The sequence below is a fragment of the Lysobacter luteus genome (assembly GCF_907164845.1).
In the GTDB taxonomy this organism is placed as follows: Bacteria; Pseudomonadota; Gammaproteobacteria; order Xanthomonadales; family Xanthomonadaceae; genus Novilysobacter; species Novilysobacter luteus.
In genome coordinates this window covers 719,751-745,844 of sequence record NZ_OU015430.1, presented here as the reverse complement: position 1 = coordinate 745,844, position 26,094 = coordinate 719,751, and the positions used below count along the sequence as shown (strand labels likewise).

The window sequence follows — 26,094 nt, the reverse complement described above, 5'->3', positions numbered from 1 at the left end:
CGCCCGGGGCCGCGCGGTCCGCTCGAAACCACGTCGTGGCACGGCGCTTGCCTGATCCCGGGTGAACCAGACCCGGAGGGCGCCCATGCCTTCGCTCGATTCATCGTTCCTTGGCATCCACGGCACTGCGCTGGCCCTGCGCGAGCAGCGGCTGCAATTGCTTGCCGGCAACATCGCCAATGCCGATACGCCCGGCTTCAAGGCGCAGGACCTGGACTTCCAGACCGCGCTGCGCGCCGCATTGCAGCCGGCCGGCCCCGGTGACGCCATCGACACCGCGGTGGCCGCGTCGCAGTACGCGCCCGCCTCCCTCCAGCCCAGCCTGGACGGCAACACCGTCGACGGCGAGCGCGCCAAGGCCGCGTTCGCGCAGGCGTCGCTGGAGTACCGCGCGTCACTGTCGTTCGTCGAGGCCAAGGTGCGCGGGATGTTGACCGCGATCACCGGGCAGTAGGAGGCGGACCGATGAGCACGCTCCCGATCTTCGACGTCGCCGGCTCGGCGATGAACGCCCAGTCGGTGCGCCTGAGCACCGTCGCCAGCAACCTGGCCAACGCCGACACCGTGTCGGGCAGCCCCGACGCCGTGTACCAACCCAAGCATCCGGTGTTCACCGCCCAGGCGGTTTCGGGCGACCCGGCGCTGTCGGGCGTGCGGGTCACCGAGGTGGTCGACAGCACCGCCGCGCCGATCAAGCGCTACGAGCCCGGCCACCCGTTGGCCGATGGCGACGGCTACGTCTACGCGCCCGACATCGACCCGGTCGCGCAGATGGTCGACCTGATCTCCGCCTCGCGCAGCTACCAGGCCAACGTGGAGGTGTTCAACACCGCCAAGGAACTGGCCACCGCGACCCTGAACATGGGCAAGTGAGCCCGACCGCGATGAAGGACACCACGCCATGAGCACCATCCCCGGCACCAGCCTGGAGAACCCGTGGGGCTCGCTGGGCCTCGCTTCGCAGGCACCCGCACGCGACACCTCGCTCGGCCAGGCCGACTTCCTTCGGCTCATGACCGAGCAGCTCAAGAACCAGGACCCGCTCAAGCCGCTGCAGAACGCCGAGTTCCTCGGCCAGCTCGCGCAGTTCTCGACCGTGCAGGGCATCGACAAGATGCAGGGCGCGCTGTCGTCGGTGGCCTCGGTGATGGAGTCCGACCAGACTTTGCGCGCCGCCGCGCTGGTTGGCCGCGAAGCGCTGATCGAAACCGACACGGTCGAGCTGGCCGCCGGTGCCGGGGTACGCGGCGAGATCGCCGCCACCCGCGCGGGCACCCTCCAGGTCGAGATCGTCGATGCCTCCGGCGCCACCGTGCGCCGCACGACCGTGCAGGCCGATGCCGCCGGCGGCGTGGCGTGGGAGTGGGACGGCCGCGATGACAACGGCGACCCCGCGGCTGCCGGCCGTTACAGCATCCGCGCGACCTCCGGCGGTGGCGAGGACACCGAGTCGCTCGCGGTCGGCGTCGCCGCCCGCATCGACAGCGTCTCGATCGAACCGCAGGGCCTGGTGCTCAACCTCGCCGGCCTCGGCAGCCATCCGCTCGGCGCGATCCGCCGGATCGGCTGACACCCATTCCCGCCATCCGGACGCGGCCAGGCCGCACCCACCACCACCCGATTCGCCCGACTGGAGCACCCGCATGAGTTTTCGCATCTCGCTCAGTGGCATGAACGCGGCTACCGCCGACCTCAACGTCACCTCCAACAACATCGCCAACGCCAACACCACCGGCTTCAAGCAGTCGCGTGCCGAGTTCGGCGACGTGTTCCCGGTGTCGGCCTACGGCTTGTCCAGGAACGCCATTGGCGCCGGCGTCCGGCTCAACCAGGTCGCCCAGCAGTTCAACCAGGGCAACGTCGAATTCAGCGGCAAGGCGCTCGACCTGGCGATCAGCGGCAAGGGTTTCTTCACCCTGTCGAACCAGGGCGCGACGGTGTACTCGCGCGCCGGCAACTTCGGCGCCGACCGCGACGGCTTCGTCGTCAATCCGTCCGGCCACCGCCTGCAGGTCTACATGCCCAACGCCTCGGGCGTGGGTTTCGACACCGGCCGCCTGAGCGACCTGCAGCTGGCCACCGGCGACGCGGCGCCGCGCGCGACCGGCGAGGTGCATGTCGGCAGCAACCTGCCCGCCGACGCCGCCCCGCCGGTCATCGCGCCGTTCGATCCGAACGACCCGACCAGCTACAACCACACCACCTCGCTGACCGTGTACGACTCGCTCGGTGCCTCGCACACGCAGCAGCTGCACTTCGTCAAGACCGCCAACCCGAACGAGTGGCAGGTGCATGCGTCCATCGACGGCACCGCGGTCGGTGCGCCGGCGACGCTGCAGTACTCCGACACCGGCGAGCTGCAGGTGCCGGCCAACGGCCTGGTCGCCCTGCCCGCCCATGACCCGGGCAACGGCGCCGCGCCGCTCGTGGTCGGCCTCGACCTCGGCGGCTCGACCCAGTACGGCGAATCGTTCAACGTCTCCGAGCTCGTCCAGGACGGCCACGCGACCGGCCGGCTGACCGGCATCGAGGTCTCGGCCACCGGCGTGGTCACCGCGCAGTACACCAACGGCGTGTCCACCGCGCTCGGCCAGGTGGCGATGACCAGCTTCAGCAACCCGCAGGGCCTGCAGCCGCTTGGCGACAACGGCTGGGCCGAGACCTTCGAATCCGGCCAGCCGCTGCGCGGCGCCGCCGGCACGTCCGACCTGGGAATGATCCAGGGCGGCGCGCTGGAAGCGTCCAACGTCGACCTGACCGAGCAGCTGGTGAACATGATCACCGCGCAGCGCAACTTCCAGGCCAACGCGCAGATGATCTCGACCCAGGACCAGATCACCCAGACGGTGATCAACATCCGCTGAGGCCGGTGACGTTGTAGGAGCGACGTAAGTCGCGACCCGGATATCGCCCAGGCCCGGCGGGTCGCGACTGACGTCGCTCCTACAACCGGGCACCGCCTCCACCCAGCCGGAGCGAACCCCATGATCGATCGAGCCCTCTACGTTGCGATGACCGGCGCCAGCGCCACACTGAAGGCGCAGGCGTCGGTGTCGCACAACCTCGCCAACGCCAACACGGTCGGCTTCCAGGCCACGCTCAGCGGCACCGTCGCCGCGCCGGTGCAGGGCGAGGGTTTCGACTCCCGCGTGGCCGCGAGCCATCGCACGCTCGGCGTCAGCGCGGCGCCGGGCGCGATCAACCAGACCGGCAACGCCACCGACATTGCATTGCACCAGGACCGATGGCTCGCGGTGCAGGCGCCGGATGGCGGCGTGGCATACACCCGCGCCGGCAACCTGCAACTGACCGCCAACGGCCTGCTGACCACTGCCAGCGGCCTGCCGGTGCTCGACCAGGGCGGCGCGCCGGTGGCGGTGCCACCCAACGAGTCGATGCTGATCGGCGGCGACGGCACGATCTCGGTCGTCCCGCTCGGCCAGCCGCCGTCCACCCTCGCCGAGGCCGGCCGCCTGCAGGTGGTCGAGGCCCGCACCGACCAGCTGGTCCGTGGCGACGACGGTCTGATGCGGATGCCCGCCGGCGCCGACCCCGCGCCGCCCGCCGCCGGCAACGTCCTGACCGCCGGCGCGCTGGAATCCAGCAACGTCGACGCGACGTCGATGCTGGTTTCGATGATCCAGCTCTCCCGCCAGTTCGAGATGCAGGTACGGGTCTTGCAGAGCGGTGACGAGAGCGCCCGTGCCAGCAATTCCCTGCTGTCTTCGCGCTGACTTTTTGACTGACACCGGAGGTACCCCGCCATGACCCAGGCTCTGTGGATCGCCAAGACCGGCCTCGATGCGCAGCAGACGCGCATGGCGGTCATCTCCAACAACCTCGCCAACACCAACACCACCGGCTTCAAGCGCGACCGCGCCAGCTTCGAGGACCTGCTGTACCAGACCGTCCGCCAGCCCGGCGGCGCGTCCAGCGAGCAGACCCAGCTGCCGTCCGGCCTGTCGACCGGTACCGGCGTGCGCGTCGCCGCGACCGCCAAGCAGTTCACCCAGGGCAACCTGTCGCAGACTGGCAACGCGCTGGACGTGGCGATCAACGGCCGCGGCTTCTTCGAGGTGCTGATGCCCGACGGCAGCCCCGCCTATACGCGTGACGGCAGCTTCCAGATCAACGCCAACGGCGAGCTCGTCACCAACTCCGGTTACCCGGTGCAGCCGGGCCTGCAGTTCCCCGAGGGTGCGCAGAGCGTGACCATCGCCGCCGACGGCACCGTCAGCGTGCAGGTGGCCGGCGAGCCCGAGGCGGTGCAGGTCGGCGCACTGACCCTGGCCGACTTCGTCAATCCCGCTGGCCTGCAGGCCAAGGGCGGCAACCTCTTCGTGGAAACCGGCGCCAGCGGCCCGGCCCAGGTCGGCGGTCCCGGCACCGGCGGCATCGGCCTGCTGGCGCAGGGCTCGCTGGAGTCGTCCAACGTCAACACGGTGGAAGAGCTCGTGTCGATGATCGAGACCCAGCGCGCCTACGAGACCAACGCCAAGGCGATCTCCACGGTCGACCAGATGCTCGGCTTCCTCAACCAGAACCTGTGACCATGACGCGCCTGATCCTCGCCGCCCTGCTGCTTCCCCTCGCCGGCTGCGCCAGCATCGTCGGCGACGTCCGGCCCTTCGAACCCATGACGCCAGCCGCGGGCGCGGCAGTCGGCGCGCCGGCGGCGGCGGTCACGACGGCCACTGGCGCCGTCGCCGCGATGCCGGCAAGCGGCTCGATCTACGCCGCCAGCGGCGCCGGCCAGAGCCGCGGCCTGAGCCTGTTCGAGGACAACAAGGCCCGCTATCCCGGCGACCTGCTGACCATCGTGCTGGTCGAGTCGACGTCGGCGCGCTCGGTCGCGCAGACCTCGGTCACGAAGGACTCGGGCATGAGCCTGGGCGCCCCGGTCATCGCCGGCGTGCCGGTCACCTACAAGGGCCAGTCGATCCTGCAGGCCGAGGTCGAAGCCGGCCGCGACTTCGCCGGCGCCGGCAACTCCACCCAGAGCAACCGGCTGGACGGCGAGATCACCGTCACCGTCGTGGAGCAGCTGGGCAACGGCAACCTGCTGGTGGCCGGCGAGAAACGCATGCGCCTGAACCAGGGCGACGAGCTGGTGCAGGTTCAAGGAATCGTGCGCAGCGCCGATATCGGTCCCGACAACCGCATCACCTCCGACCGCGTCGGCAATGCCCGGATCGTCTATGGCGGTCGCGGCACGCTGGCGCGCTCCAACGCGATGGGCTGGCTTGGCCGGTTCTTCAACTCCGCCGCCTTCCCTTACTGACAGCACGCCGAGACCCACTCCATGCGCCTGCTCATCGCCCTCCTCATCCCGCTCGGCCTGGCGCTCGCCAGCCCACCGGCCGCGGCCGAACGCATCAAGGACCTGGCCCAGGTGGCCGGCGTCCGCGGCAACCCGCTGGTCGGCTACGGCCTGGTGGTCGGCCTGGACGGTAGCGGCGACCGCACCAGCCAGACGCCGTTCACCGTGCAGAGCCTGAAGACCATGCTCGACCAGCTCGGCGTCAGCATCCCGCCGGGGGTCAACCCGCAGCTCAAGAACGTCGCGGCCGTTGCGATCCACGCCGAACTGCCGCCGCACGCCAAGCCCGGGCAGACCATCGACATCACCGTCAGCTCGATCGGCAACGCCGGTTCGCTGCGCGGTGGCAGCCTGCTGATGGCGCCGCTGAAGGGTGCCGACGGCCAGGTCTACGCGATCGCGCAGGGCAGCCTGATGGTCAGTGGCTTCGGCGCGTCCGGCCGGGACGGTTCGCGGATCTCGGTCAACGCGCCCAATTCCGGCACCATCCCCAACGGCGCGGTGGTCGAGCGTGCGGTGCCGGGGGCGGCGCCGGGCGGTTCGGTCACGCTGAACCTGCACGAGTTCGACTTCACCACCGCCGCGCGCATCGTCTCGGCGATCGACGCGGCGTTCGGCCCCGGCCGCGCGCACGCGGTGGACGGCGTCACCATCGAGGTCGCGCCGCCGGCCGGCGACCGCATCGCGTTCCTGTCGCGGCTGGAAAGCCTGGAGATCAACCCGGGCACGGCGCCGTCCAAGGTCATCGTCAATGCCCGCACCGGCACGGTGGTGATGGGCGGCGAGGTCAGCGTGCTGCCGGCCGCGGTCTCGCACGGCTCTCTGACCGTCTCGGTGGTCGAAGGCAGCCAGATCAGCCAGCCCGCGCCGTTCGGCAACGGTGCCACGGTGGTCGCGCCGCAGTCGTCGATCGAGGTCACCGAGTCCGGCAACCGGATGTTCGTGCTGCAGGGCGCATCGCTGCAGGCCATCGTGCAGGCGGTCAACGCCGTCGGCGCCGCGCCGGGCGACATCGTCGCGATCCTGGAAGCGCTCAAGCGCGCCGGTGCCCTGCGCGCCGAGCTCGAGGTGATCTGAGCCACGTCCATGCACCTGCAATCCGCCACCGCGATGCCACTCGACGCAGCCGGGCCCTCACGGGAGCGGCTGCGCGAGGCTGCGCGCGAGCTGGAGACGCAGTTCGCACAGATGATGCTCAAGTCGATGCGCAGCACGAGCTTCGGCGACCCGATGCTGGGCGACAACACGACCTATCGCGAGATGCATGACCAGCAGCTCGCCAAGGAGCTGGCGAAGGGCCAGGGGCTCGGACTGTCACCGATGATCGTGCGCCAGCTCGAGCGCGACCAGGGCGGCGGCACGGTCGAGGCGACGTTCAACAGCGTGCCCGGCGGCCTGCCGCTCACCCGCGAACTGCCGATGGCGATGCCGCTGTCCGCCTCGCCGCAAACCATGACCGGATTGCCGTCGGCGGGCGCTGGCGGGCTCACGCTGGCGCCGACCCGCAGCGGCGTCTCGCTCGGCGCATTCGCACCGCTACCGGCACCGGCCGTCGCACCGCCGGTAGACCATGGCGCGTACGACAGGCCCGCCGACCCGAGCGCCAGGCTCGATTCCAGCAGTCCCGAGGCGTTCGTAAGGTCGATCTGGCCGCATGCGCAGCGCACGGCCGCCGAGCTCGGTGTGCCGGCGAAGGCGCTGGTCGCGCAGGCCGCGCTCGAGACCGGCTGGGGCCGGCGCCTGGTCGGCGGCGACGGTTCGCACAACCTGTTCGGCATCAAGGCCACCGGCTGGAACGGAGCGAAGGTCGCGTCGGCCACGCACGAGTTCATCGGCGGCGTACGGCGGAACCAGCGTGACGATTTCCGCGCGTACGGGTCGATCCACGAAAGCTTCCAGGACTACGCCCGGCTGATGCGCAAGCAGCGCTACTCCGGTGCGCTGGCCGCCGGTGACGACACCCGCGGATTCGCCAGTGCGCTGCAACGCGCCGGCTACGCGACCGACCCGTCGTACGCGGCCAAGATCACCGCGATCGCCAATGGTCCGACGCTCGAACGTGCGCTGTCTGGCCTCGACACCGGCCGCGACCAGGCCGTCGCCCGCGCCGCGCCTGCACGCGATACCCCCACATCCGCCTACGCCGCCGCAACCGGCGCCAAACCGCGAGGCTGACCATGAGCGGCATGCTGTCCACCGGTAGTTCCGCCCTGCTCGCCTTCCAGCGCGCGCTCGCCACCGTCGGCAACAACGTCGCCAATGCCGCGACGCCCGGCTACAGCCGCCAGCGGGTCGAGATGGAGTCGCGCCCGGGCGAGACGCTCGGCGCCGGCACCGTCGGCGGCGGCGTCAACGTCGCCCGCCTGCAGCGGCTGGCGGACGGTCTCGTGTTCGCGCGCCAGGTCGACAGCAGCGGCGAACTCGGCCGCCTGCAGCAGCTCTCGTCGCTCTCCTCGCGCGTCGACAGCCTGATGTCGGACTCCGCCACCAGCCTGGGCGCGCCGTGGTCCGCGTTCTTCGCCGCCGCCGAGGGCGTGGTGGCAGAACCGACCTCCACGTCCGCGCGGAGCCAGCTGCTCGCCTCGGGCGAACAGCTCGCCGCGCGCTGGCGATCGATGGATGCGCAGATGGCGACCATCGGTGACGAGGTCGACGTGCGCATCGAGTCGCAGGTGGCCGCCGCCAACAAGTACGCCAGCGAGATCGCTTCGCTCAACCAGCAGATCGTGGCCGCCGGTGGCAATGCCACGCCCGGCCTGCTCGACCAGCGCGCGGCGCGGATCGAGAAGCTCGCCGCGCTGGTCGGCGCCGAAACGGTCGAGCAGGACAACGGCGCGGTCAATGTGTTCACCGGCGGTGGCCAGGCCATGGTGCTCGGCAACAAGGCGATGGCGCTGTCGACCGCGCCCGACCCGTTCCGCCCCGATCGCCTGCAGCTGGCGCTCGACAGCCCCAATGGCGCGGTGCCGCTGCCGGCGTCCGCGGTGAGCGGCGAGATCGGCGGCCTGCTCGAGTTCCGCGGCCGCGTGCTCGACCCGATGCGGGCCGAGCTTGGCCGGGTGGCGGTCGCCTTCGCCGACAGCTTCAACCAGGCCCAGCGCGCCGGCGTGGATTACAACGGCGCCCCGGGCAGCGACATGTTCGCGTTGCCGGCACCGCGGGTCGACCGGCACGCGGCCAACACCGGCAGCGCCACCCTGCAGGCGGGCATCGGCGATGTCGGCGCGCTCAAGGGCCACGACCTGGTGCTGCGCTTTGAAGGCGGCAGCTGGAGCGCGACCCGCGCCGGCAGCAGCGAGTCCGTGCCGATGACCGGCAGCGGCACCGCGGCCGACCCGCTGGTGGTCGACGGTGTCGAGCTGGTGGTCGGCGGCACGCCGGCCAACGGCGACCGCTTCTCGCTGCGCCCCACCTCAGGCGCAGCAGGCGGGTTGCAGGTGGTGCTCGACGATCCGCTCGGCGTCGCCGCGGCCCGTCCGCTGCAGGCCAGCGTCGACCCCGCCAACGTCGGCAACGCGACCGGCGGCGCGGCCCGCATCACCGACGCTGCGACGTTCGCCGGTTTCGCCGGCGCCACGGTCGAGTTCATCGATTCGACCCAGTACACCGTCGACGGCGCTGGCCCGTTCGCCTGGACCGCCGGTACGCCGGTGGCCGGCGATGGCTGGTCGCTCGCACTGGACGGCACGCCGGCCGCGGGCGACCGCTTCAGCCTCGCGCGCACGCCACCGCGCTCGTCCGACAACGGCAACGCGCGCGGCCTGGCGGCAATCGACACGCAGGGCGTGCTCGACGGCGGCAGCGTCGGTCTCACGGCCGGACTGTCGCAACTCACCGGCCGCGCCGGCAGCGAGGCACGCCACGCCGGTCTCAGCCTGGAAGCTCAGGACGCGATCCACGCCCAGGTGATCGCCGAGCGCGAGTCGGTGTCGGGCGTGAACCTCGACGAGGAAGCCGCCGACCTGCTGCGTTACCAGCAGGCTTACCAGGCCGCTGCGCAGATCATCAAGACCGCCGACGACATGTTCCAGACCCTGCTCGGCGCGGTGCGCTGAGGCCGAACCCGGAGCACCGCATGAGACTTTCCACCGCGCAGATCCACAACCAGGGCCTGCAGGGCATGTTGCAGAAGCAGCAGGCCATGGCGAAAACCCAGCAGCAGATGACCACCGGCAGCAAGCTGGTCACCGCCGCCGACGACCCTGCCGCGTTCTCCAACGCGCAACGGCTCGATCATGCCGTGTCCTCGCTAGAGCAGTTCGACAAGAGCAGCGCCCACCTGGAGCGCCGGCTGGGCCTGCAGGAGAACGCGCTGGCGGACGCCGGCGACCAGCTGGTCCGCGCGCGGGAGCTGGTGATCCGCGCCAACACACCCACGCTGTCGGGCCAGGACCGCCGGCTGATCGCGATCGAGATGCGCCAGTTGCGTGCCGAAATGATCGCGATCGGCAACCGCGGCGACGGCGCCGGCCGCGCCCTGTTCGCGGGCACGCGCGACGGCGTGGTGCCGTTTGCCGACAACGGCGGCACCGTGACCTATGCCGGCGACGCCGGCCGCAATGACGTCGACGTCGCACCCGACCTAGCGGTCGCCGACACCGATCCGGGCAGCGCGCTGTTCCTCCGCGTGCCCACTGGTGACGGCATCGTGCGCGGCAGCGCCGGCGCATCCAACACCGGCACGGTGCTGCTGGCCTCGGCCAGCGTGACCGACCACGCCAGCTGGAACGGCGCTGGCGTCACCGTCGAATTCACCGGAAGCGACCAGTACCGCGTGCTCGATGCAGGCGGTGCCGAGATCGGCACCGGCCAATGGCAGAGCGGCCAGACCATCACCGCCGGCGGCGTGCAGATGGAACTGCGCGGCGAGCCGGTGGCCGGCGACCGCTTCACGGTCGAGCGCGCCAGCGAACGCGACATCTTCGCCACCCTCGACGGCCTGGCCGACGCACTGGAAGCCCCCGACGGCAGCCCCGCGGACAACGCACGCCGCACCAACCTATTGACCGCGGGACTTGGCGACCTGGCCACCGCGCAGGAGCACCTGCTGGCGGCACGCGCGGACACCGGCGCACGTCTGTCCACGCTCGACCACGCCGCCGAGAGCCGCAGCGCCACCGCACTCGCACTGGAAAGCACGCTGTCGGACCTGCGTGACACCGACTACGCCGAGGCGGCCAGCCGCTTCGCGATGCAGCTCACCGCCCTGCAGGCCGCGCAGCAGGTGACGGTGCGCATCCAGGGCCTGTCGCTGTTCAACCGCCTGTAACAGAAAAAAGTGCGAAAGCGCTAAAGCTTGACAAGACACCGCCGATACCTTTCTCAGCAGCGGACAGGACCGGATCACGGCAAGCCCCTGCGACGCCACCCGGCGCGAAACGCCGGACTTCCGAATCCAGGAGACCTTCAAATGTCTGTCATCAATACCAACGTGATGTCGCTCAACGCGCAGCGCAACCTGAGCACCAACAGCGCCGACCTCGGCACCACCATCCAGCGCCTGTCCTCGGGCCTGCGCATCAACAGCGCGAAGGACGACGCCGCCGGCCTCGCGATCTCGCAGCGCTTCACCACGCAGATCCGCGGCATGGACCAGGCGGCCCGCAACGCCAACGACGGCATCTCGCTGGCACAGACCGCCGAAGGCGCGCTGGGCGAGATCGGCAACAACCTGCAGCGCATCCGTGAGCTGGCCGTGCAGTCGCGCAACGCGACCAACTCGGCCGATGACCGCCAGGCGCTGCAGAAGGAAGTCGACCAGCTGAAGTCCGAGATCGGCCGCGTCGCCGAGACCACCAACTTCAACGGCACCAAGCTGCTGGACGGCAGCTTCACCGCGCAGTCGTTCCAAGTGGGCGCCAACCAGGGCGAGACGATCGACATCGCCAACATCGCCAATGCCAGTGCCAACGCACTGGGCACGTGGGTAAAGGCTGATGCTACCTACACTCAGACCACTGATGCTCCGGCTGTTACCGACTCTGATGTAGTTGCATCGATCGACATCAACGGCGTGACAATTGCCACGGCGGCTGGTGCAGGCAATGCAACCGCGGCCAATCTCCAGACTGCTTTCAACGCTGCCAAGGCACTCCCGGAGAATGAGGCTGCGCTTGCCAACGTGTCCATGGCTGCTGACGGCACGATCACTTCGACCGACCAGACCCTGCGACTGGCCAACATCTCGAACATGACCGGCATCACGGCTGGCACCACCACTGGCACGCCCAACGCCACGCAGACCGGCTTCGCCGATCTCGACATCTCCACCGTCGAAGGTGCCGACAACGCCATGCTTGCGATGGACGGTGCACTGAAGGCCGTCAACGACGCCCGCGCTGACCTGGGTGCTATCCAGAACCGCTTCTCCTCGGTCGTGACCAACCTGCAGACCGGTTCGGAGAACCTGTCGGCCGCCCGCAGCCGGATCATGGACGCCGACTACGCCAAGGAGACCGCCAACCTGTCGCGCACGCAGATCCTGCAGCAGGCCGGTACCGCGATGCTGGCGCAGGCCAACCAGTCGTCGCAGAGCGTGCTCAGCCTGCTGCGCTGATCGACCGCAGTACCACGGGAGATCCTCGTCTCTCCGGAACCGGCCAGTGGCACTGCCCTGGCCGGTTTTTTGTTGCCTGGCCGCCGGTTTGCCGGCGCGGCGGCACTAAAGCCCCACCTCGCGCGGCCGTTACCAATAGCAAGGCAAGGCGCGGCGCCAACCGGCGTCAACAACCCGGCGGAACGGTTCTTGCCACGGCATTCCGGATCGTTCCTTCCAGCATCCGCGCCAACCCGTCCACCCGCTCCAGGAGGCAGCAGTGGCATCGTTCTCAAGCCCAGGCATCGGTTCCGGCCTCGACGTGCACAAGATGGTGACCCAGCTGGTCGCCGCCGAGCGCGCGCCGTCGGACAACCGCATCGACCGCTTCGAGTCGACCACCCAGTCGCAGATCTCCGCGTTCGGCAAGATCAACAGCGCGCTGTCGGGGCTGCGCGATGCGCTGGCCAAGTTCGAGGGCGAAAGCGCGTCGCCCGGTCGCAAGGTCAGCGTCGCCGAGGGGGCCGGCTTCACCGCCACTGCCGGCGCCAGGGCCTCGCTCGGCCAGTACGACGTCACCGTCGAGCGCCTGGCCAGCACCCACAAGCTGCAGTCCGCTCCGCTCGCGTCCGACGCACAGCTTGGCCACGGCACGCTGACCATCAGCGTCGGCGACGGCGACCCCGTCTCGGTTTCCATCGCCGAGGGTGAAGGCTCGCTCGCCGATGTCCGAGATGCCATCAACAAGCAGGCCGGTGCCCACGGCGTCAGCGCGACCCTCGTGCGCGGCGACGCGGGCGACGTGCTCGTGCTGTCCTCCACCACCACCGGCACCGAAGGGCGCCTGCAGGTCACCGCCGACGGCGGTGACGGGGGCCTGTCCGCGCTGGCCACCTCCGGCGGCACGATGACGGTGGTCGATCCCGGCAACGACGCGCTGGTGACGGTCGACGGCATCAGCCGCACCAGCAGCACCAACCGCATCGACGACCTCATCGACGGGGTCACCCTCGACCTGACCAAAGCCGCGCCCGGCGAGGCGTCCAGCCTCGAGCTGAAGTCCGACCCGAGCACGCTCAAGGCCGGCCTGCTGGGCTTGATCAGCGCGTACAACACCGCGCTGTCGCAGTTGCGTACCCAGAGCGCTGCCGGCAGCGAAGACGTACCCGGCGCCGCACTCAGCGGTGACGCCGCCCCGCGTGGCATCACCCAGTCGCTGCGCGGCTTCGTCAGCCAGAACTATGCCGAGCTGGCCGCGCTGGGCTTCGAGACAAAGGTCGACGGCTCGCTCAGCCTGGACGGCGCCACCTTCGACAAGGCGGTTGCGGAGGATCCGCAGGCGGTCCAGCGCCTGCTCGGCGACGAGGGCTCACTGCGCGGGCCGCTGGCCGGCGCGCTCAAGTCCTGGCTCGGCGACGACGGCATGATCAGCGACCGCACCGAAGCGCTGCAATCGCGCATGAAGCGTCTCGAAAGCGACCGCCTCGCGCTCGACCGCCGCATGGAAAAGGTCGAGGCCAACTACCTGCGGCAGTTCACCGCACTCGACGCGATGGTCGCGCAGATGAGCTCGGTCAGTTCCTTCCTATCCCAGCAGCTCGCCACGCTGCCGTCCTACTCGCAGAGCTCCTGACATGCATAGCGCCCGCGCCCTCGCCAACCAGTACCGTCAGACCGGCGCCAGCAGCGCCATCCTCGACGCAAGCCCGCACCAGCTGGTCACGCTGATGCTCGGTGGCGCGCGCGAGCGCGTGCAGCTGGCGATGGCCTGCCTGCAGCGCGGCGACCTCGCCCGCAAGGCACAGGCGATCAGCTCGGCCAGCGGCATCATCGGCGGGCTCAACAGCACCCTCGACATGAAGGCCGGCGGCGAGATCGCCGAGGGCCTGCACGCGTTGTACGACTACTTCCAGCGCCGCCTGCTGGAGGCCAACGGCAACAACGATGCCGCGCCGCTGGCCGAGGTCGACGAACTGCTCGGCGACATCGAGCAGGCCTGGCGCGCGATCGACCCGGCGGCGCCCGCGCCGGTGGACGGCACCCAATGATCCCGGCGCTGCCGATCGCACGCGTGCGCGCCGCGCTCGATGCCGGCGAGTTCGACCGCGCCTCGGCGCTGCTCAAGGAGCACGAGCGCGAGGTCCGCGCGGCAATCGCCACCGAGCCACCGGATTCGCGCAGCCGCGACACCTGGCTGGCCCTGCTGCACGCCCAGCGCGAGCTGGTCGAACACCTGCAGGCCGCACGCTCCAATGCGGGCTCCGCCCTGCAACGCCTGCGCGAGAGCCACCGCGGCGCGGCCGCCTACAAGGCCACCGGCCGGTGAACGCCGACAGCGCCCGGCACGAGGTCTTCGGCGACTCGCTCGCCTGCGAGGAGGTCCGCCCGGCCGCGTTCATTCCCGGAGCGCTGTCACCCGCCGCGGCACGCACCGCCTGCCTGCGTGGCGAAAGCCTGTTGCGCTCGCTGGCGGTGGTCGAGGACAGCCGCGGCGACGAGACCGACGAGCACGGCGTGTCCGACGTGGTCCTGCACCGCATCGAGGCCAAGCTCGACCTGCTGACCGCGCTGGTGGCCAGCCGCTTCGCCGAGCACTTCGACCCGCGGCGTCCGCTGCGTTGGTCATCGCTGGGCGCGTGCCTGGAAGTCGACGACGCGGTCGCGCCCGGCACCGGCGGCGCGCTGCGCGTTCAGCCGTCGGACTGGTTGCCCGAAACCCTGCTGCTGCCGGCGACGGTGGTCGCGAGCGTCGCCCATGGCCGCGGCCAGCAACTGTGGCTGCGCTTCGGCCCGCTGACCCCGGCGCTGGAGTCGGCGCTGGCACGGCACCTGTTCCGCGTGCACCGCCGCGCCATCGCCGAAAGCCGCCGGGTGCGGTAGGCGGGGTGTCGCCAGCAGGCATCCCGTAGGAGCGACGTAAGTCGCGACCCACTGACCACGCCATTGCATCGCGGACAACGCGAATCCCTACTCGCGCTGCCACCCCACCCCCCACTCCCGGGCATTCACCCGAGCCGATTGCCAGCGGGTCGCGACTTACGCCGCTCCTACGTCCGCTCCTACAAAAGCGCGGGGCGCTCGGCTAAGGTGACCGGGCGCATATTCCAAACAGGGACACCCTCCACGTGCGGGTACTGATCTGCGACGACCACACCCTGATCCGTGCGGGCCTGCGCCGGCTGATCGAGTCGTTCGACGGCATCGAGGTGGTGGCCGAGGCCGCAGGCGCGGACGAGGCGGTGATCCGCGCCGGCGAGGCGCTGCCCGACGTCGTCCTGCTCGACCTGTCGATGCCCGGCCGCAACGGCTTCGAGGCCATGGCCGAACTACACCGCACCTGCCCCGGCTGCGCGGTGGTGATCATGTCCATGCACGACGACGCCAGCCACGTGCGCGAGGCGCTCGCGCGCGGCGCCAAGGGCTTCGTGGTGAAGGAGGCGGCGCCGGCCGAGCTGGAAATCGCTTTACGCGCGGCCTTCGCCGGGCGCACCTTCCTGAGCCCGCAGGTCTCGGCGCCGCAACTGGCCACCACGCGTGCGCAGGCCAACGGCCAGGGCGGCGTGCATGCCCTGCCGCCGCGCCAGCGCGAGATCCTCGCGGCCATCGGGGCCGGCCACAGCACCAAGCAGATCGCCGCCGACCTGGGCATCAGCGTCAAGACGGTGGAAACCCATCGTGCCCGCCTGATGGACGCGCTGGGCTGCCGCAACGCGGTCGAACTGCTGCGTACCGCGATGCGGATCCGGGGCGATCTGTAGGCGGCGGGGCCAATCCGGACCTGCGTCGCATTCCTTGAACGCCGTTTTTGCCGGCGAACGTGACCGGCGTGCCGGAAAGACGGCGCCTGTGTAAGGAAATCCCCTACCCGGCTCGGGGAAACCCCGGGCGATGACGGGTTCACCCCGATGCGATCGCCGTCGCCCCTCCTGCACGATTCATGCCGCAGCCGGTTTCGAACCGGCGGGGGAACGGGATCGGAATGGAAGGGGATCTGAAGTGAAGACCAGCGTCAGGGCGCAGCTTGCGCAGGGGGTCAATCTCACGCCGCAGTTGCTGCAGTCGATCCGGCTGCTGCAGCTGACCGCGCCGCAGCTCGAACTGGAGCTGCGGCAGGCACTGGACCGCAACCCGATGCTCGAGACCGAGGACGATGACGAGGTCGGCGAGACCGATGCCGTCGACGGCACGGCCGAAGCCGAGCTCGAGGCCGCCGCGTGGGACGAGTTGCCCGACCCGGCCTACCTGTCCGGCGGGGGCGTGATGGGTGCCGACGACGACGCCTGCGCCCGCATCGCCGCCGGCGAGTCCAGCGATTGGCGCGTGCGGTTGCTGCAGGAACTGGCCTACGACTGGACCGCCGACGCGCTGCGCATCGCGCAGTGGTGGCTGGACCGTTGCGACGAGCTGGGCATGCTGGAGGGCGAGCCGGTGGCGCTGGCGCGCGAGGGGGCCGCCGCGCTGGGGAGCACCGCCGAAGCACTGGAAGCCGTCCGGCAGCGCCTGCTGCAGGGCACCTGGGCCGGGGTCGCCGCCGCAAGCGCGGCCGAATGCCTGCTCGCTCAGCTGGCCGCGCACCCGGCAAGCCCGGAACGCGCACTGGCCGAGCGCATGGTGGCCGAGCAGATCCACGCGCTGGCCGCGCACGACACCGCCACCCTCGCCCGCGTGTTGCAGGCCGACGTCGACGCCGTGGCCGCCGCCACCGCGCTGGTGCTGTCCCTGCGGCCGTCGGCGGTCGAACCGCCCGCGGCCGAGCACGAAGGCCATGTCATTCCCGACGTCACCGTCCGCTTCCTCGGTGGCCAGTGGCGCGTGGCGCTCAACGGCCGGGCCACCCCGCGCATCCGCATCGCCGCCCACTGCGAACAGGCACTGGCCCACGCGCCGGGCGACCAGAGCGTGTTGCGCGGGTTGCTCGACGAGGCGCGCTGGCTGGTCCGCGGCGTCGCCATGCGCAACGACACCCTGCTGCGCACCGTGCAGGTGCTGGTGGAGCGCCAGCGTGGCTTCCTGGAGCGCGGCGAGGAGGCGATCGCACCGCTGACCCTGCGCGAAGTCGCCGACGCGATCGGCATGCACGAGTCCACCGTGTCGCGCATCACCAGCGGCAAGTACATCCAGACCCCGCGCGGCACGTTCGAGCTCAAGCGGCTGTTCGCCGTGCGGCTGGAGGGCGCGGAGGTCTCCGGCGCGGCGGTCAGGGCGATGGTCAAGCGCCTGATCGACGCAGAGCCGCCCCACGCACCGCTGGCCGACGACGTGATCGCCGGCCTGCTCGCCCGCCGCGGCGTCCGCATCGCGCGGCGCACGGTGGCAAAGTACCGGGACCAGCTGTCGATCCCGTCCGCGCGCCAGCGCTGCAAGCCGGCCCTCGCGGCCTGATCCGGAGACACCCATGAGCACCGTGAGACTGTTGCTGGTCGACGACCACGAAGGCTTCATCAACGCGGCGATGCGCCACCTGCGCCGGATCGACTGGCTCGACATCGTCGGCTCGGCCGGCAACGGCATCGAGGCGATCGCCCAGTGCGAGGCGCTGCGTCCCGACGCGGTGCTGATGGACCTGGCGATGCCGGAAATGGGCGGGCTGCAGGCCACGCGCCTGATCAAGGCGCAGGACAACCCGCCCTACATCGTCATCGCCAGCCACTTCGACGACGCCGAACACCGCGAGCACGCCCTGCGTGCCGGCGCGGACGCATTCGTCAGCAAGCTGTCCTACATCCACGACGTGGTCCCGCTGCTGGAGGCGCTCGTCGCCAGCCGCACGGCGACCGACCAGGCGTAAGCGGCGATGAGCGAATCCCGCATCCTCGTCGTCGAGCGCGACATGGACCGCGCCGAGCACGTGGCGACGCTGCTGGAGTTCATGGACTTCACCCCGCGCATCGTCACCGAGGCCTCGGACGTCGACCTGAAGAAGGCGCGCGCCAGCGACTGGGTGGCCGTTGTGGTGGGCGACGTCGGCGATGGCACCGATTGGCAGGCCTTCGTCGACTGGCTCGGCGCGCAGCCGCTGCACCCGCCGTTGCTGGTGCTGCCGGGCCACGCGCCCGACGCTGCCTGGCGCGCGGGCCTGCATCCCGAGACCCAGTGGCCGCTGGACTACCCGCTGCGCCGGGTGCAGTTGCAGGAAGCCCTGCGCCGCGCCAGCCTGAAGCGCATCGACGAGGACGAGCGCCGCGAGCAGTCCGCCGGTGGCGGTCCTACCGGCCGCAGCCCAGCCGTGCTCGAGCTCTCGCGCATGATCGACCAGGTGGCGCCGTTCGATACCACCGTGCTGATCCTCGGCGAGTCCGGGACCGGCAAGGAGGTCGCCGCACGCGCGGTCCACCAGCGCTCCAGGCGTGCGAACAAGCCGTTCGTGGCGATCAACTGCGGCGCGATCCCGCCGGACCTGCTCGAGAGCGAACTGTTCGGCCACGAGAAGGGCGCCTTCACCGGCGCGCTGACCCAGCGCAAGGGCCGCTTCGAGATGGCCGAGGGCGGCACCCTGCTGCTCGACGAGATCGGCGACATGCCGATGCCGATGCAGGTCAAGCTGCTGCGCGTGCTGCAGGAACGCACGTTCGAGCGCGTCGGCGGCACCACCCTGATCCACTGCGACGTGCGCGTGGTCGCCGCGACGCACCGCAACCTCGAGGCGCACATCCACGAGGGCAAGTTCCGCGAGGACCTGTTCTACCGCCTCAACGTGTTCCCGATCGAGATGCCGCCGCTGCGCGAGCGCGTCACCGACCTGCCCGACCTGATCGCCGCCATCACCCGGCAGCTGGCCGACAGCGGCCGCGGGCGGGTCAGCCTGGCCGCCAGCGCGGTCGCCGCCCTGGCCCATTACGACTGGCCGGGCAACGTGCGCGAGCTGAGCAACCTGCTGGAGCGGCTGGCCGTGCTGCACCCGTCCGGCAACGTGCGTGCGGCCGACCTGCCGGCGCGCTACCGCGCCGCGATGCCGGAAGGCCTCGAAGACGAGCTGCCGGCCGCCGCCCCGATGACGGAGCCGCGCGTGGCCGACCCGGCCGCGTATTCGCCGACCGCCACCCTGCCCGCCGAAGGCCTGGACCTGCGCAGCCACATCGCCGAGATCGAGCTGGAGCTGATCCGCGCCGCGCTGCAGCAGGCCGACGGCGTCGTTGCGCACGCCGCGCCGCTGCTGGGCCTGCGCCGCACCACCCTGGTCGAGAAGCTGCGCAAGTACGGCATCGAGCGGGACTGAGACGCCGGCACCCGGGCGCGCCGGCGGCGCGACGGGTTCCCGGCGCATCCGTGGCACGCGGCTTGCTTATGAACAGGCAGACCCGCTGAACGCGCAAGCCACGCAATGACCGACGCGATTTCATCGATCCTTTCCCAGATCCGCGCCCACGAGATGCGCGCGCGCGGCCCGCTGGCCGACGCGCCCGCCGGCACCGCGATCAACCCGCAGGCCCTGCGCCCGGATGGCGTCGGCCGCGCGACCGGCGTCCAGGCGCCGGGCTTCAGCCAGACCCTCAACAACGCGCTCGACAACGTCAGCAGGGTGCAGCACGAGTCGGCCGAACTGCAGAAGGCCTTCGAAATGGGCGACCCGCGCGCCGACCTGGCGCGGGTGATGGTGGCGATGCAGCAGTCGTCGGTCGCGTTCAAGGCGACCGCCGAGGTGCGCAACCGGCTGGTGCAGTCCTACCAGGACGTCATGAACATGCCGATCTGACGGCCGCGCCCGCCAGACCTCCGTCGTTCCCACGGAATGACCTGCCGCACCCTTTGAGACCGTACCGATGAGCGTCATCGAACTGCCCAAGAACGCCGCCAGCAACCTGCGCAACCTCGGCCCGCTGCAGGACATCCCCGCGGTGCGCCAGCTCGGCCTGTTCGCGCTGGTCGCGGCGGTGATCGCGCTCGGGCTGTGGCTGTTCTTCTGGACCCAGAAGCCGGACTACGTGCCGGTGTTCGCCGGCCTGGACGCACGCTCCACCGCCGAGGCGTCCGACCTGCTGCGCACCGCCCAGATCCCCTACCGGATCGATTCGGGCAGCGGCGCGCTGTCGGTGGAGTCCGACCAGATCGGCAAGGCGCGGCTGGCGCTGGCGGCCGCGGGGTTGCCGGCCGCCGAGGGTGGCGGCTTCGAGATGCTGCAGGGCGACCAGGGCTTCGGCACCAGCCAGTTCGTCGAAAACGCGCGCTACCAGCACGCGCTGGAAACCGAACTGGCCCGCACCATCGCCAACCTGCGTCCGGTGCGCGAGGCGCGCGTGCACCTGGCGCTGCCCAAGCCGAGCGCGTTCACCCGCCAGAAGGAGCCCGCCAGTGCATCGGTGGTGCTGCACCTGCGCAGCGGCAGCGTGCTCGAGCCGGGCCAGGTCGCGGCAATCGAGCACCTGGTCGCCTCCAGCGTGCCGCAGATGCCGTCCGACAACGTCACCGTGGTCGACCAGTTCGGCCGCATGCTGTCCAACGACAACCCCGACAGCGAGTCGGCGCTGACCGCGCAGCGCTTCGAGCAGCAGCGCCGCGCCGAGGCGGTCTATGTACAGCGCATCCAGGAATTGCTGGAACCGCTGGCCGGCCCGGGTCGGGTGAGTGCGCAGGTCAGCATCGACATGAATTTCGCCGAGACCGAGCAGGCCAGCGAGACCTACGGTCCCGACCCTGCGATGATCCGCAGCGAGCAGGTCTCCGAGTCCGGCGACCTGGCGGCACTGGCCGGGCCGCAGGGTGTTCCGGGCAGTGCCAGCAACAACCCCGACACCGCCACGGCCGCCGCCGCTGCCGCCGCACCTGCCGCCGCGGGTAGCGGCGGCACCGGCGCGCGCACGGCAGTACGCAACTACGAAATCGACCGCACGCTGACCCATACCCGCCAGGGGCCGGGCCAGATCACCCGCGTCACCGCAGCGGTGCTGGTCGACAACGTCCCGCAGCCGGGCGCCGACGGCAAGACCACCCAGCGCGCGCTCACCGACACCGAGCTGGCGAGGATCGAGACGCTGGTGCAGCAGGCGATCGGCTACAACGCCACCCGCGGCGACATGGTGTCGGTGGTCAACGCGCCGTTCGCCCGTGGCGATGCGCTGGACGCGCCGGAAGCCCCGCCGTTCTGGCAGCACCCGCGTGCACGCGAATTGCTGCGCATCGGCCTGGGCGGGCTGGCGGTGCTGGTGCTGATCCTCACCGTGCTGCGCCCGGCCTTCCGCCAGTTGCTGGCGCCCAAGGTGCCGCATACGGCGACGGTCACCGTGCTGCCCGAGGACGAGGAGATCCCGGTGACGCTGTCGGCCCCGGCCGAGAAGCCGCGCCCGCAACCGCGCGTCACGGCCGAGGCGGCGCTGAACTTCGACGAGAAACTGCAGGTCGCCAAGACGGCGGTCAGCAACGACCCCAAGCGGGTCGCCAACGTGGTGCGCAACTGGGTGGAATCCGATGGCTGATCCGAACCAGCAGGCGACCAGCCGCAAGCTCGACGCCCTCAGCGGCACCCAGCGCGCGGCGGTGGTGCTGCTCTCGCTGGGCGAGAGCCAAGCCGCCGAGGTGCTCAAGCACATGAGCGCGAAGGAAGTGCAGAAGCTCGGCCTGGCGATGACCTCGGTGGGCGGCATCTCGCATGACTCCGTCGCCCAGGTGTTCGACGACTTCGTCGACGTGCTGGCCCAGCCCGGCGCGCTCGGCTCGGCCGACGACTACATCCGCGCGGTGCTGACCCAGGCGCTCGGCGAGGAGCGCGCCAGCAGCCTGATCGACCGCATCCTGGCCGGCCGCAACACCTCCGGGCTGGACACGCTGAAGTGGATGGAGCCGCGCGCGATCGCCGACCTGGTCCGCAACGAGCACCCGCAGATAATCGCCATCGTCCTGTCGCACCTGGACCCCGACCAGGCCGCCGACGTCATCAAGGTGCTGCCCGAGCGCGTCCGCCCGGACGTGCTGGTGCGCATCGCCACGCTCGACGGGATCCCGCCCAACGCGCTCAACGAACTCAACGACGTCATGGCGCGGCAGTTCTCCGGCAGCCAGAACATCAAGTCGTCGTCGGTCGGCGGCATCAAGGTCGCGGCCAACATCCTCAACTTCATGGACTCCGGCCAGGACGAGGTGATCCTGGGCAGCATCGGCGAGATCGACGACGCGCTCGGCACCCGCATCCGCGACCTGATGTTCGTGTTCGACAACCTTGCCGAGATCGACGACCGCGCGATCCAGACCGTGCTGCGCGACATTCCGTCCGACAAGCTGGCGGTCGCGCTGCGCGGCGCCGACCCGCGGGTGCGCGAGAAGATCACCACCAACATGTCGCAGCGCGCGGCCGAGATCCTGCTGGAGGACATGGAGGCGCGCGGCCCGGTGCGGCTGGCCGAGGTCGAGGCCGCCCAGAAGGAGATCCTCGCCACGGTCCGCAAGATGGCCGATGACGGCACCATCCAACTCGCCGCCAAGGCCGAGGCGTTCGTATGAGCGAGACGGCCCTGCACGCGCGCTTCGCCGACGCGGACGCATCGGGCGCGGTGCGCTGGACCGCTCCGGGACTGGCCTACGTCGAGCCGGAACCGCTGCCGCCACCACCGAGCGTGGAAGACCTGCAGGCGCTCGAACGCGCCGCGCATGACGAAGGCTACGCGGCCGGTCACGCCGAAGGCCTGGCCGCCGGCCAGGTCGAGGTGCGCCGGCAACTCGCCCGCATCGAAGGCATCCTCGACGGTTTCACGCGCCCGCTGGCCCGCCTCGACGGTGAAGTGGCGGACGCACTCGGCGACCTGGCGGTGCGCATCGCCGGCGCCCTGCTCGGCCGCAGCTACGTTGCCGACCCCACCCTGCTGGCCGACCTGGTGCGCGAGGCGCTCGACGCCGTCGGCACCAGCTCGCGCGAGGTCGAACTGCGCCTGCATCCCGACGACCTGGGCGTGCTCGCGCCGCACCTGGCCGGCCTCAGCGGCGTGCGCCTGACCGCCGACTCCGCGCTGGCCCGCGGCGAACTGCGACTGCACAGCGAGAGCATGCGCATCGACGGCACCCTCGCCGCGCGGTTGCAGGCCTGCCTGGATGCCTTCGTCAACACACCGGTGACGGAGCCGCGCACATGACCACCGTCGCCGCCGAACACTGGGAAGAAGCCCGCAACCTGCGACTGGCGGCACGGCTGGCCGCATCCGGTGCGCAGCCGCCGTCGCTCGGGCTGGCCCGCGAGGGCGTGCTCCGCCGCGCCGTCGGCCTGACGCTGGAGGCATCGGGCTGCTCGGCGCCGCTGGGCTCGCGCTGCCGGGTCGAGACCGCCGGTGGCCACTGGGTCGATGCCGAGGTGGTCGGCTTCTCCGGCGACCGCACCTTCCTGATGCCCACCGCCGACCTGGCAGGCCTGCTGCCCAACGCGCGCGTGGTGACCACCCGCCGCGAGGGTGAAGTGGCGGTCGGCGAAGGCCTGCTGGGCCGCGTGATCGACAGCGACGGCGTCCCGCTGGATGGCCGCGGGCCGATCCGGCCGGAAAGCTGGGTCGGGCTGGGCGGCGTGGCGATCAACCCGCTGACCCGCGAACCGATCACCCGTTCGCTCGATGTCGGCGTGCGCGCGATCAACGCCTTGCTGCCGATCGGCCGCGGCCAGCGCATCGGGCTGTTCGCCGGTTCCGGCGTCGGCAAGTCGACGCTGCTGGGCATGATGACCCGCTACACCGCCGCCGACGTCATCGTGGTCGGCCTGATCGGCGAACGCGGCCGCGAGGTGCGTGACTTCGTCGAAAGCACGCTGGGCGAGGAAGGCCTGCGGCGCTCGGTCGTCGTCGCCACCCCCGCCGACCGCCCGCCGCTGGCCCGCCTGCACGGCGCGTTGCGCGCGACCGCGATCGCCGAGTGGTACCGCGACCAGGGCCTGCACGTGCTCTTGCTGATGGACTCGCTGACCCGTTTCGCGCATGCGCAACGCGAGATCGGCCTGTCGGTCGGCGAGCCGCCGACTACCCGCGGCTACCCGCCGAGCGTGTTCGCCAAGCTGCCGCAGCTGGTGGAGCGTGCCGGCAACGGCGCCGACGGCCGCGGCTCGATCACCGCCTTCTACACCGTGCTGACCGAAGGCGACGACCAGCAGGAACCCATCGCCGACGCTGCCCGCGCGATCCTCGACGGCCACATCGTGCTGACCCGCCGTATCGCCGACGCCGGCCAGTACCCGGCCATCGACGTCGAGGTCTCGGTCAGCCGCGTGATGCAGGAGATCACCGACGCCCCGTGGCGCGAGCGAATCCGCAAGCTCAAGCGGCTGATGGCCGCCTACAACGCCCAGCGCGACCTGATCGCCATCGGCGCCTACCAGCGCGGTAGCGACCCGGTGGTCGACGAGGCACTGGCGCGCTGGCCGAAGATCCTCGAGTTCCTGGGCCAGGACGTAACCGAGGCCTCCGACGTGGAGGCCAGCCGCGCCGCGCTGGCACGCCTGCTCGACGACACCCGCGAGCCCGCGCCCGCCACCCACGCCACCACCCACGCCCAGGAGCCTGCACGATGACGCGATCGCAACGGCTCGACCCGCTGCTGCGGGTCAAGCAGCAACGCCAGGACGATGTTGCCCGCGAGGTCGCCGAGCGCGACCGCACCCTGGCCGAGCAGGAGCAGCGGCTGGATGCGCTGCGTCGCTACGCCGCCGAGTATTCCGCGCCCGCCGCCACCATCACCAACCCGGCGCTGCTGGCCAACCGCCTCGCCTTCCGCGAGCGGCTGGACGCGGCGGTCGCGCAGCAGAGCCGCGTGGTCGACGACACCCGCCAGCACTGCGACGTCGAGCGTGCACGCCTGATGCTGGCCAGCCGGGAGACCCACGTGCTGGAAAAGCTGTCGGCCAGTTATCGCGCCGAGGAGTCCCGCGTGGCCGAGCAGCGCGTGCAGCGTGAGCTGGACGACCTGGGCGCGCGCCGTGTGCGAAACGGGGCGGGCGGTGGCGACGGCGAGGTGCCGGCGTGATCGCGTCGGCCCTTTCCACACCGGCCTCCGGTTCCGCCACGGGTGCGGCGCGCAAGGGCGCGGCCGATGCCGGAGCATCCGGCGAGGACCGCTTCGAGCAACTGATGAATCCTGCGCGCAGCGACGGGTCGCGGGCCGACGTCGGACCGCGCGCCGCCGAACCCCGCGGCGCCTCGGCACGCGCCTCGTCACGGCCCGACGCGCCGGCTTCCGCTCGTGATGACGGCATCGATGCCGAAGCGACGGAGGCAACAGAGCGGACCGTCGACGGGACCGCGGAAGCCGCACTCCCCGACCAGCTGTTCGCCATGATCGGTGGCTGGCGCGACGCCGCAGTGCCCGCGCCCGGCTCCGCAGCGCCACCGACCGGGCCTGGCCACGGCGCAACCGGACTGCTGGCACCGGCAACGCCCTCGCTGTTGCTACCAGGCATGGTCGACGGCGCCGCGGCGGCGACACCACTGGATGACGCGGCCATTCCCGCGCCCCCCACCACCGCCACCGCATCCGGTGCGGCCACGGGCCCGGTACCGGGCCTCGCGATGCCGACGCTGCCCGCGGCAAACACAGCAGTGGCCGGGGCCGCTGCGGAAGCCGTCGACTTCGCGGCAATGCTCGAGCCTTCGCTGGACACCGCCACGCCCGACGCGCTTCCCGACTTCGAACCGGGTGAGCGCACGTTGCCGCCGGGCGCCGCCGCGCCGGGGACCACGACCACCCGTGCCGCCACCGCCATCAGCCAGCCCGCGCTCGCATTCCCCGCCGACCCCGACGCCGGCTTCGACGACGCCTTCGGCGCACGCATCGGCTGGCTCGCCGAGCAGCGCATCGGCCGCGCCGAGATCCGCCTGAACCCCGAAACCCTCGGCACCATCGACGTGCGCCTGCAGATCGACGGCAACCGCGTCACTGCCGAGTTCCACTCCGCCAGCGCCGACGTCCGCCAGGCACTGGAAAGCAGCGTCGGCCGCCTGCGCGACATGCTCGACCAGCACGGCCTGCAGCTGGCCCACAGCAACGTCGGCCACGGTGGCAACAAGGCGGCGCGCGACAGCCAGGGCAACGCGGACCGCGGCAGCGACACCGCACGCGGCCCGGGCGAAGGCAACGACCCGATCGAGCGCCCGGCCCGGTTCACCCACACCCGCGGACTGCTGGACGAGTACGCCTGAGCCTCCGGCCCGCTGTAGGAGCGGCTTCAGCCGCGATCGAATGCCCCGGTATCAGACACCGCCCGCCGATCGCGGCTGAAGCCGCTCCTACATGGGCCGGGGCATTGCGCACGCGGCCGCGTCGACAAGCGGTCACCGGTCCG

Annotated in this window: 26 protein-coding genes and 1 pseudogene; all 27 read left to right on the top strand. The window is 71.1% G+C overall.

Annotation, left to right across the window (positions count from 1 at the left end; translation table 11 throughout):
• Positions 1-85 precede the first annotated feature (85 nt).
• Positions 86-454 (top strand): flagellar basal body rod protein FlgB, encoded by a 369-nt coding sequence (gene flgB / locus KOD61_RS03440; protein WP_215219667.1) that lies wholly within the window; start codon positions 86-88, stop codon positions 452-454.
• Between the two features lie 11 nt (positions 455-465).
• Entirely contained in the window at positions 466-873 is a 408-nt protein-coding gene (gene flgC, locus KOD61_RS03435) for a flagellar basal body rod protein FlgC (protein ID WP_215219666.1), read from the top strand.
• A 28-nt stretch (positions 874-901) separates the two neighbouring features.
• Complete coding sequence (locus tag KOD61_RS03430; protein WP_215219665.1) at positions 902-1,570, top strand: flagellar hook assembly protein FlgD; 669 nt, start codon at positions 902-904, stop codon at positions 1,568-1,570.
• Between the two features lie 73 nt (positions 1,571-1,643).
• Complete coding sequence (gene flgE, locus KOD61_RS03425) at positions 1,644-2,864, top strand: flagellar hook protein FlgE (protein WP_215219664.1); 1,221 nt, start codon at positions 1,644-1,646, stop codon at positions 2,862-2,864.
• Between the two features lie 123 nt (positions 2,865-2,987).
• Entirely contained in the window at positions 2,988-3,734 is a 747-nt protein-coding gene (locus KOD61_RS03420) for a flagellar basal body rod protein FlgF (RefSeq protein WP_215220265.1), read from the top strand.
• Between the two features lie 30 nt (positions 3,735-3,764).
• Complete coding sequence (flgG, locus tag KOD61_RS03415) at positions 3,765-4,550, top strand: flagellar basal-body rod protein FlgG (protein ID WP_036207477.1); 786 nt, start codon at positions 3,765-3,767, stop codon at positions 4,548-4,550.
• A gap of 2 nt (positions 4,551-4,552) precedes the next feature.
• Entirely contained in the window at positions 4,553-5,281 is a 729-nt protein-coding gene (flgH, locus tag KOD61_RS03410; protein ID WP_215219663.1) for a flagellar basal body L-ring protein FlgH, read from the top strand.
• Positions 5,282-5,302: 21 nt separating this feature from the next.
• On the top strand, positions 5,303-6,397 hold the full coding sequence (locus KOD61_RS03405) for a flagellar basal body P-ring protein FlgI (RefSeq protein ID WP_215219662.1): 1,095 nt from the start codon (positions 5,303-5,305) through the stop codon (positions 6,395-6,397).
• A 99-nt stretch (positions 6,398-6,496) separates the two neighbouring features.
• Positions 6,497-7,495: pseudogene (flgJ, locus tag KOD61_RS03400) on the top strand (flagellar assembly peptidoglycan hydrolase FlgJ); the annotation flags it as partial.
• Between the two features lie 2 nt (positions 7,496-7,497).
• Entirely contained in the window at positions 7,498-9,375 is a 1,878-nt protein-coding gene (flgK, locus tag KOD61_RS03395; protein WP_215219660.1) for a flagellar hook-associated protein FlgK, read from the top strand.
• A 20-nt stretch (positions 9,376-9,395) separates the two neighbouring features.
• Positions 9,396-10,589 carry a flagellar hook-associated protein FlgL gene (gene flgL / locus KOD61_RS03390; RefSeq protein WP_215219659.1) on the top strand — a complete coding sequence of 398 codons (1,194 nt, stop codon included), beginning with the start codon at positions 9,396-9,398 and terminating at the stop codon, positions 10,587-10,589.
• 141 nt (positions 10,590-10,730) lie between these two features.
• Positions 10,731-11,876: a flagellin gene (locus KOD61_RS03385; protein WP_215219658.1), complete on the top strand. Its 1,146-nt coding sequence runs from the start codon at positions 10,731-10,733 to the stop codon at positions 11,874-11,876.
• Positions 11,877-12,135: 259 nt separating this feature from the next.
• Positions 12,136-13,488 carry a flagellar filament capping protein FliD gene (fliD, locus tag KOD61_RS03380; RefSeq protein ID WP_215219657.1) on the top strand — a complete coding sequence of 451 codons (1,353 nt, stop codon included), beginning with the start codon at positions 12,136-12,138 and terminating at the stop codon, positions 13,486-13,488.
• 1 nt (position 13,489) lies between these two features.
• The gene (gene fliS, locus KOD61_RS03375) at positions 13,490-13,903 is read left to right on the top strand and encodes a flagellar export chaperone FliS (protein ID WP_215219656.1); all 414 of its coding nucleotides are present in this window, start codon (positions 13,490-13,492) and stop codon (positions 13,901-13,903) included.
• On the top strand, positions 13,900-14,181 hold the full coding sequence (locus KOD61_RS12980) for a hypothetical protein (protein WP_251370640.1): 282 nt from the start codon (positions 13,900-13,902) through the stop codon (positions 14,179-14,181). Before fliS ends, KOD61_RS12980 begins: the two co-directional genes overlap by 4 nt.
• Positions 14,178-14,735: a PilZ domain-containing protein gene (locus KOD61_RS12975; RefSeq protein WP_251370639.1), complete on the top strand. Its 558-nt coding sequence runs from the start codon at positions 14,178-14,180 to the stop codon at positions 14,733-14,735. Before KOD61_RS12980 ends, KOD61_RS12975 begins: the two co-directional genes overlap by 4 nt.
• A gap of 245 nt (positions 14,736-14,980) precedes the next feature.
• A complete protein-coding gene (locus KOD61_RS03365) occupies positions 14,981-15,613 on the top strand; it encodes a response regulator transcription factor (RefSeq protein WP_215219654.1) in 633 nt (210 codons plus the stop codon).
• A gap of 238 nt (positions 15,614-15,851) precedes the next feature.
• Positions 15,852-17,237, top strand: a complete 1,386-nt coding sequence (rpoN, locus tag KOD61_RS03360) for an RNA polymerase factor sigma-54 (RefSeq protein ID WP_215219653.1) — start codon at positions 15,852-15,854, stop codon at positions 17,235-17,237.
• A gap of 13 nt (positions 17,238-17,250) precedes the next feature.
• Positions 17,251-17,643 (top strand): response regulator, encoded by a 393-nt coding sequence (locus KOD61_RS03355; protein WP_215219652.1) that lies wholly within the window; start codon positions 17,251-17,253, stop codon positions 17,641-17,643.
• Positions 17,644-17,649: 6 nt separating this feature from the next.
• A complete protein-coding gene (locus tag KOD61_RS03350) occupies positions 17,650-19,071 on the top strand; it encodes a sigma-54 dependent transcriptional regulator (RefSeq protein WP_215219651.1) in 1,422 nt (473 codons plus the stop codon).
• Positions 19,072-19,176: 105 nt separating this feature from the next.
• Positions 19,177-19,548 carry a flagellar hook-basal body complex protein FliE gene (gene fliE, locus KOD61_RS03345; protein ID WP_215219650.1) on the top strand — a complete coding sequence of 124 codons (372 nt, stop codon included), beginning with the start codon at positions 19,177-19,179 and terminating at the stop codon, positions 19,546-19,548.
• Positions 19,549-19,615: 67 nt separating this feature from the next.
• Entirely contained in the window at positions 19,616-21,265 is a 1,650-nt protein-coding gene (gene fliF, locus KOD61_RS03340; RefSeq protein WP_215219649.1) for a flagellar basal-body MS-ring/collar protein FliF, read from the top strand.
• Positions 21,258-22,286 carry a flagellar motor switch protein FliG gene (fliG, locus tag KOD61_RS03335; protein WP_215219648.1) on the top strand — a complete coding sequence of 343 codons (1,029 nt, stop codon included), beginning with the start codon at positions 21,258-21,260 and terminating at the stop codon, positions 22,284-22,286. Before fliF ends, fliG begins: the two co-directional genes overlap by 8 nt.
• Positions 22,283-22,912 carry a FliH/SctL family protein gene (locus KOD61_RS03330; protein WP_215219647.1) on the top strand — a complete coding sequence of 210 codons (630 nt, stop codon included), beginning with the start codon at positions 22,283-22,285 and terminating at the stop codon, positions 22,910-22,912. Before fliG ends, KOD61_RS03330 begins: the two co-directional genes overlap by 4 nt.
• The gene (fliI, locus tag KOD61_RS03325; protein ID WP_215219646.1) at positions 22,909-24,327 is read left to right on the top strand and encodes a flagellar protein export ATPase FliI; all 1,419 of its coding nucleotides are present in this window, start codon (positions 22,909-22,911) and stop codon (positions 24,325-24,327) included. Before KOD61_RS03330 ends, fliI begins: the two co-directional genes overlap by 4 nt.
• Positions 24,324-24,779 carry a flagellar export protein FliJ gene (gene fliJ, locus KOD61_RS03320; protein ID WP_215219645.1) on the top strand — a complete coding sequence of 152 codons (456 nt, stop codon included), beginning with the start codon at positions 24,324-24,326 and terminating at the stop codon, positions 24,777-24,779. The genes fliI and fliJ overlap by 4 nt, the downstream gene beginning before the upstream one ends.
• Complete coding sequence (locus tag KOD61_RS03315) at positions 24,776-25,951, top strand: flagellar hook-length control protein FliK (RefSeq protein WP_215219644.1); 1,176 nt, start codon at positions 24,776-24,778, stop codon at positions 25,949-25,951. Before fliJ ends, KOD61_RS03315 begins: the two co-directional genes overlap by 4 nt.
• The last annotated feature ends 143 nt before the right edge of the window (positions 25,952-26,094 follow it).

Excerpts from the sequence above, each read along its gene's own strand:
- fliI (WP_215219646.1), top strand. The coding sequence starts at position 22,909 with ATGACCACCGTCGCCGCCGAACACTGGGAAGAAGCCCGCAACCTGCGA.
- KOD61_RS12980 (WP_251370640.1), top strand. The coding sequence starts at position 13,900 with ATGATCCCGGCGCTGCCGATCGCACGCGTGCGCGCCGCGCTCGATGCC.
- fliF (WP_215219649.1), top strand. The coding sequence starts at position 19,616 with ATGAGCGTCATCGAACTGCCCAAGAACGCCGCCAGCAACCTGCGCAAC.
- flgB (WP_215219667.1), top strand. The coding sequence starts at position 86 with ATGCCTTCGCTCGATTCATCGTTCCTTGGCATCCACGGCACTGCGCTG.
- flgH (WP_215219663.1), top strand. The coding sequence starts at position 4,553 with ATGACGCGCCTGATCCTCGCCGCCCTGCTGCTTCCCCTCGCCGGCTGC.
- KOD61_RS03385 (WP_215219658.1), top strand. The coding sequence starts at position 10,731 with ATGTCTGTCATCAATACCAACGTGATGTCGCTCAACGCGCAGCGCAAC.
- KOD61_RS03330 (WP_215219647.1), top strand. The coding sequence starts at position 22,283 with ATGAGCGAGACGGCCCTGCACGCGCGCTTCGCCGACGCGGACGCATCG.
- fliG (WP_215219648.1), top strand. The coding sequence starts at position 21,258 with ATGGCTGATCCGAACCAGCAGGCGACCAGCCGCAAGCTCGACGCCCTC.
- fliE (WP_215219650.1), top strand. The coding sequence starts at position 19,177 with ATGACCGACGCGATTTCATCGATCCTTTCCCAGATCCGCGCCCACGAG.
- fliJ (WP_215219645.1), top strand. The coding sequence starts at position 24,324 with ATGACGCGATCGCAACGGCTCGACCCGCTGCTGCGGGTCAAGCAGCAA.
- fliS (WP_215219656.1), top strand. The coding sequence starts at position 13,490 with ATGCATAGCGCCCGCGCCCTCGCCAACCAGTACCGTCAGACCGGCGCC.
- flgC (WP_215219666.1), top strand. The coding sequence starts at position 466 with ATGAGCACGCTCCCGATCTTCGACGTCGCCGGCTCGGCGATGAACGCC.
- flgE (WP_215219664.1), top strand. The coding sequence starts at position 1,644 with ATGAGTTTTCGCATCTCGCTCAGTGGCATGAACGCGGCTACCGCCGAC.
- flgG (WP_036207477.1), top strand. The coding sequence starts at position 3,765 with ATGACCCAGGCTCTGTGGATCGCCAAGACCGGCCTCGATGCGCAGCAG.
- KOD61_RS03350 (WP_215219651.1), top strand. The coding sequence starts at position 17,650 with ATGAGCGAATCCCGCATCCTCGTCGTCGAGCGCGACATGGACCGCGCC.
- flgL (WP_215219659.1), top strand. The coding sequence starts at position 9,396 with ATGAGACTTTCCACCGCGCAGATCCACAACCAGGGCCTGCAGGGCATG.
- flgK (WP_215219660.1), top strand. The coding sequence starts at position 7,498 with ATGAGCGGCATGCTGTCCACCGGTAGTTCCGCCCTGCTCGCCTTCCAG.
- KOD61_RS03355 (WP_215219652.1), top strand. The coding sequence starts at position 17,251 with ATGAGCACCGTGAGACTGTTGCTGGTCGACGACCACGAAGGCTTCATC.
- KOD61_RS03405 (WP_215219662.1), top strand. The coding sequence starts at position 5,303 with ATGCGCCTGCTCATCGCCCTCCTCATCCCGCTCGGCCTGGCGCTCGCC.
- KOD61_RS03430 (WP_215219665.1), top strand. The coding sequence starts at position 902 with ATGAGCACCATCCCCGGCACCAGCCTGGAGAACCCGTGGGGCTCGCTG.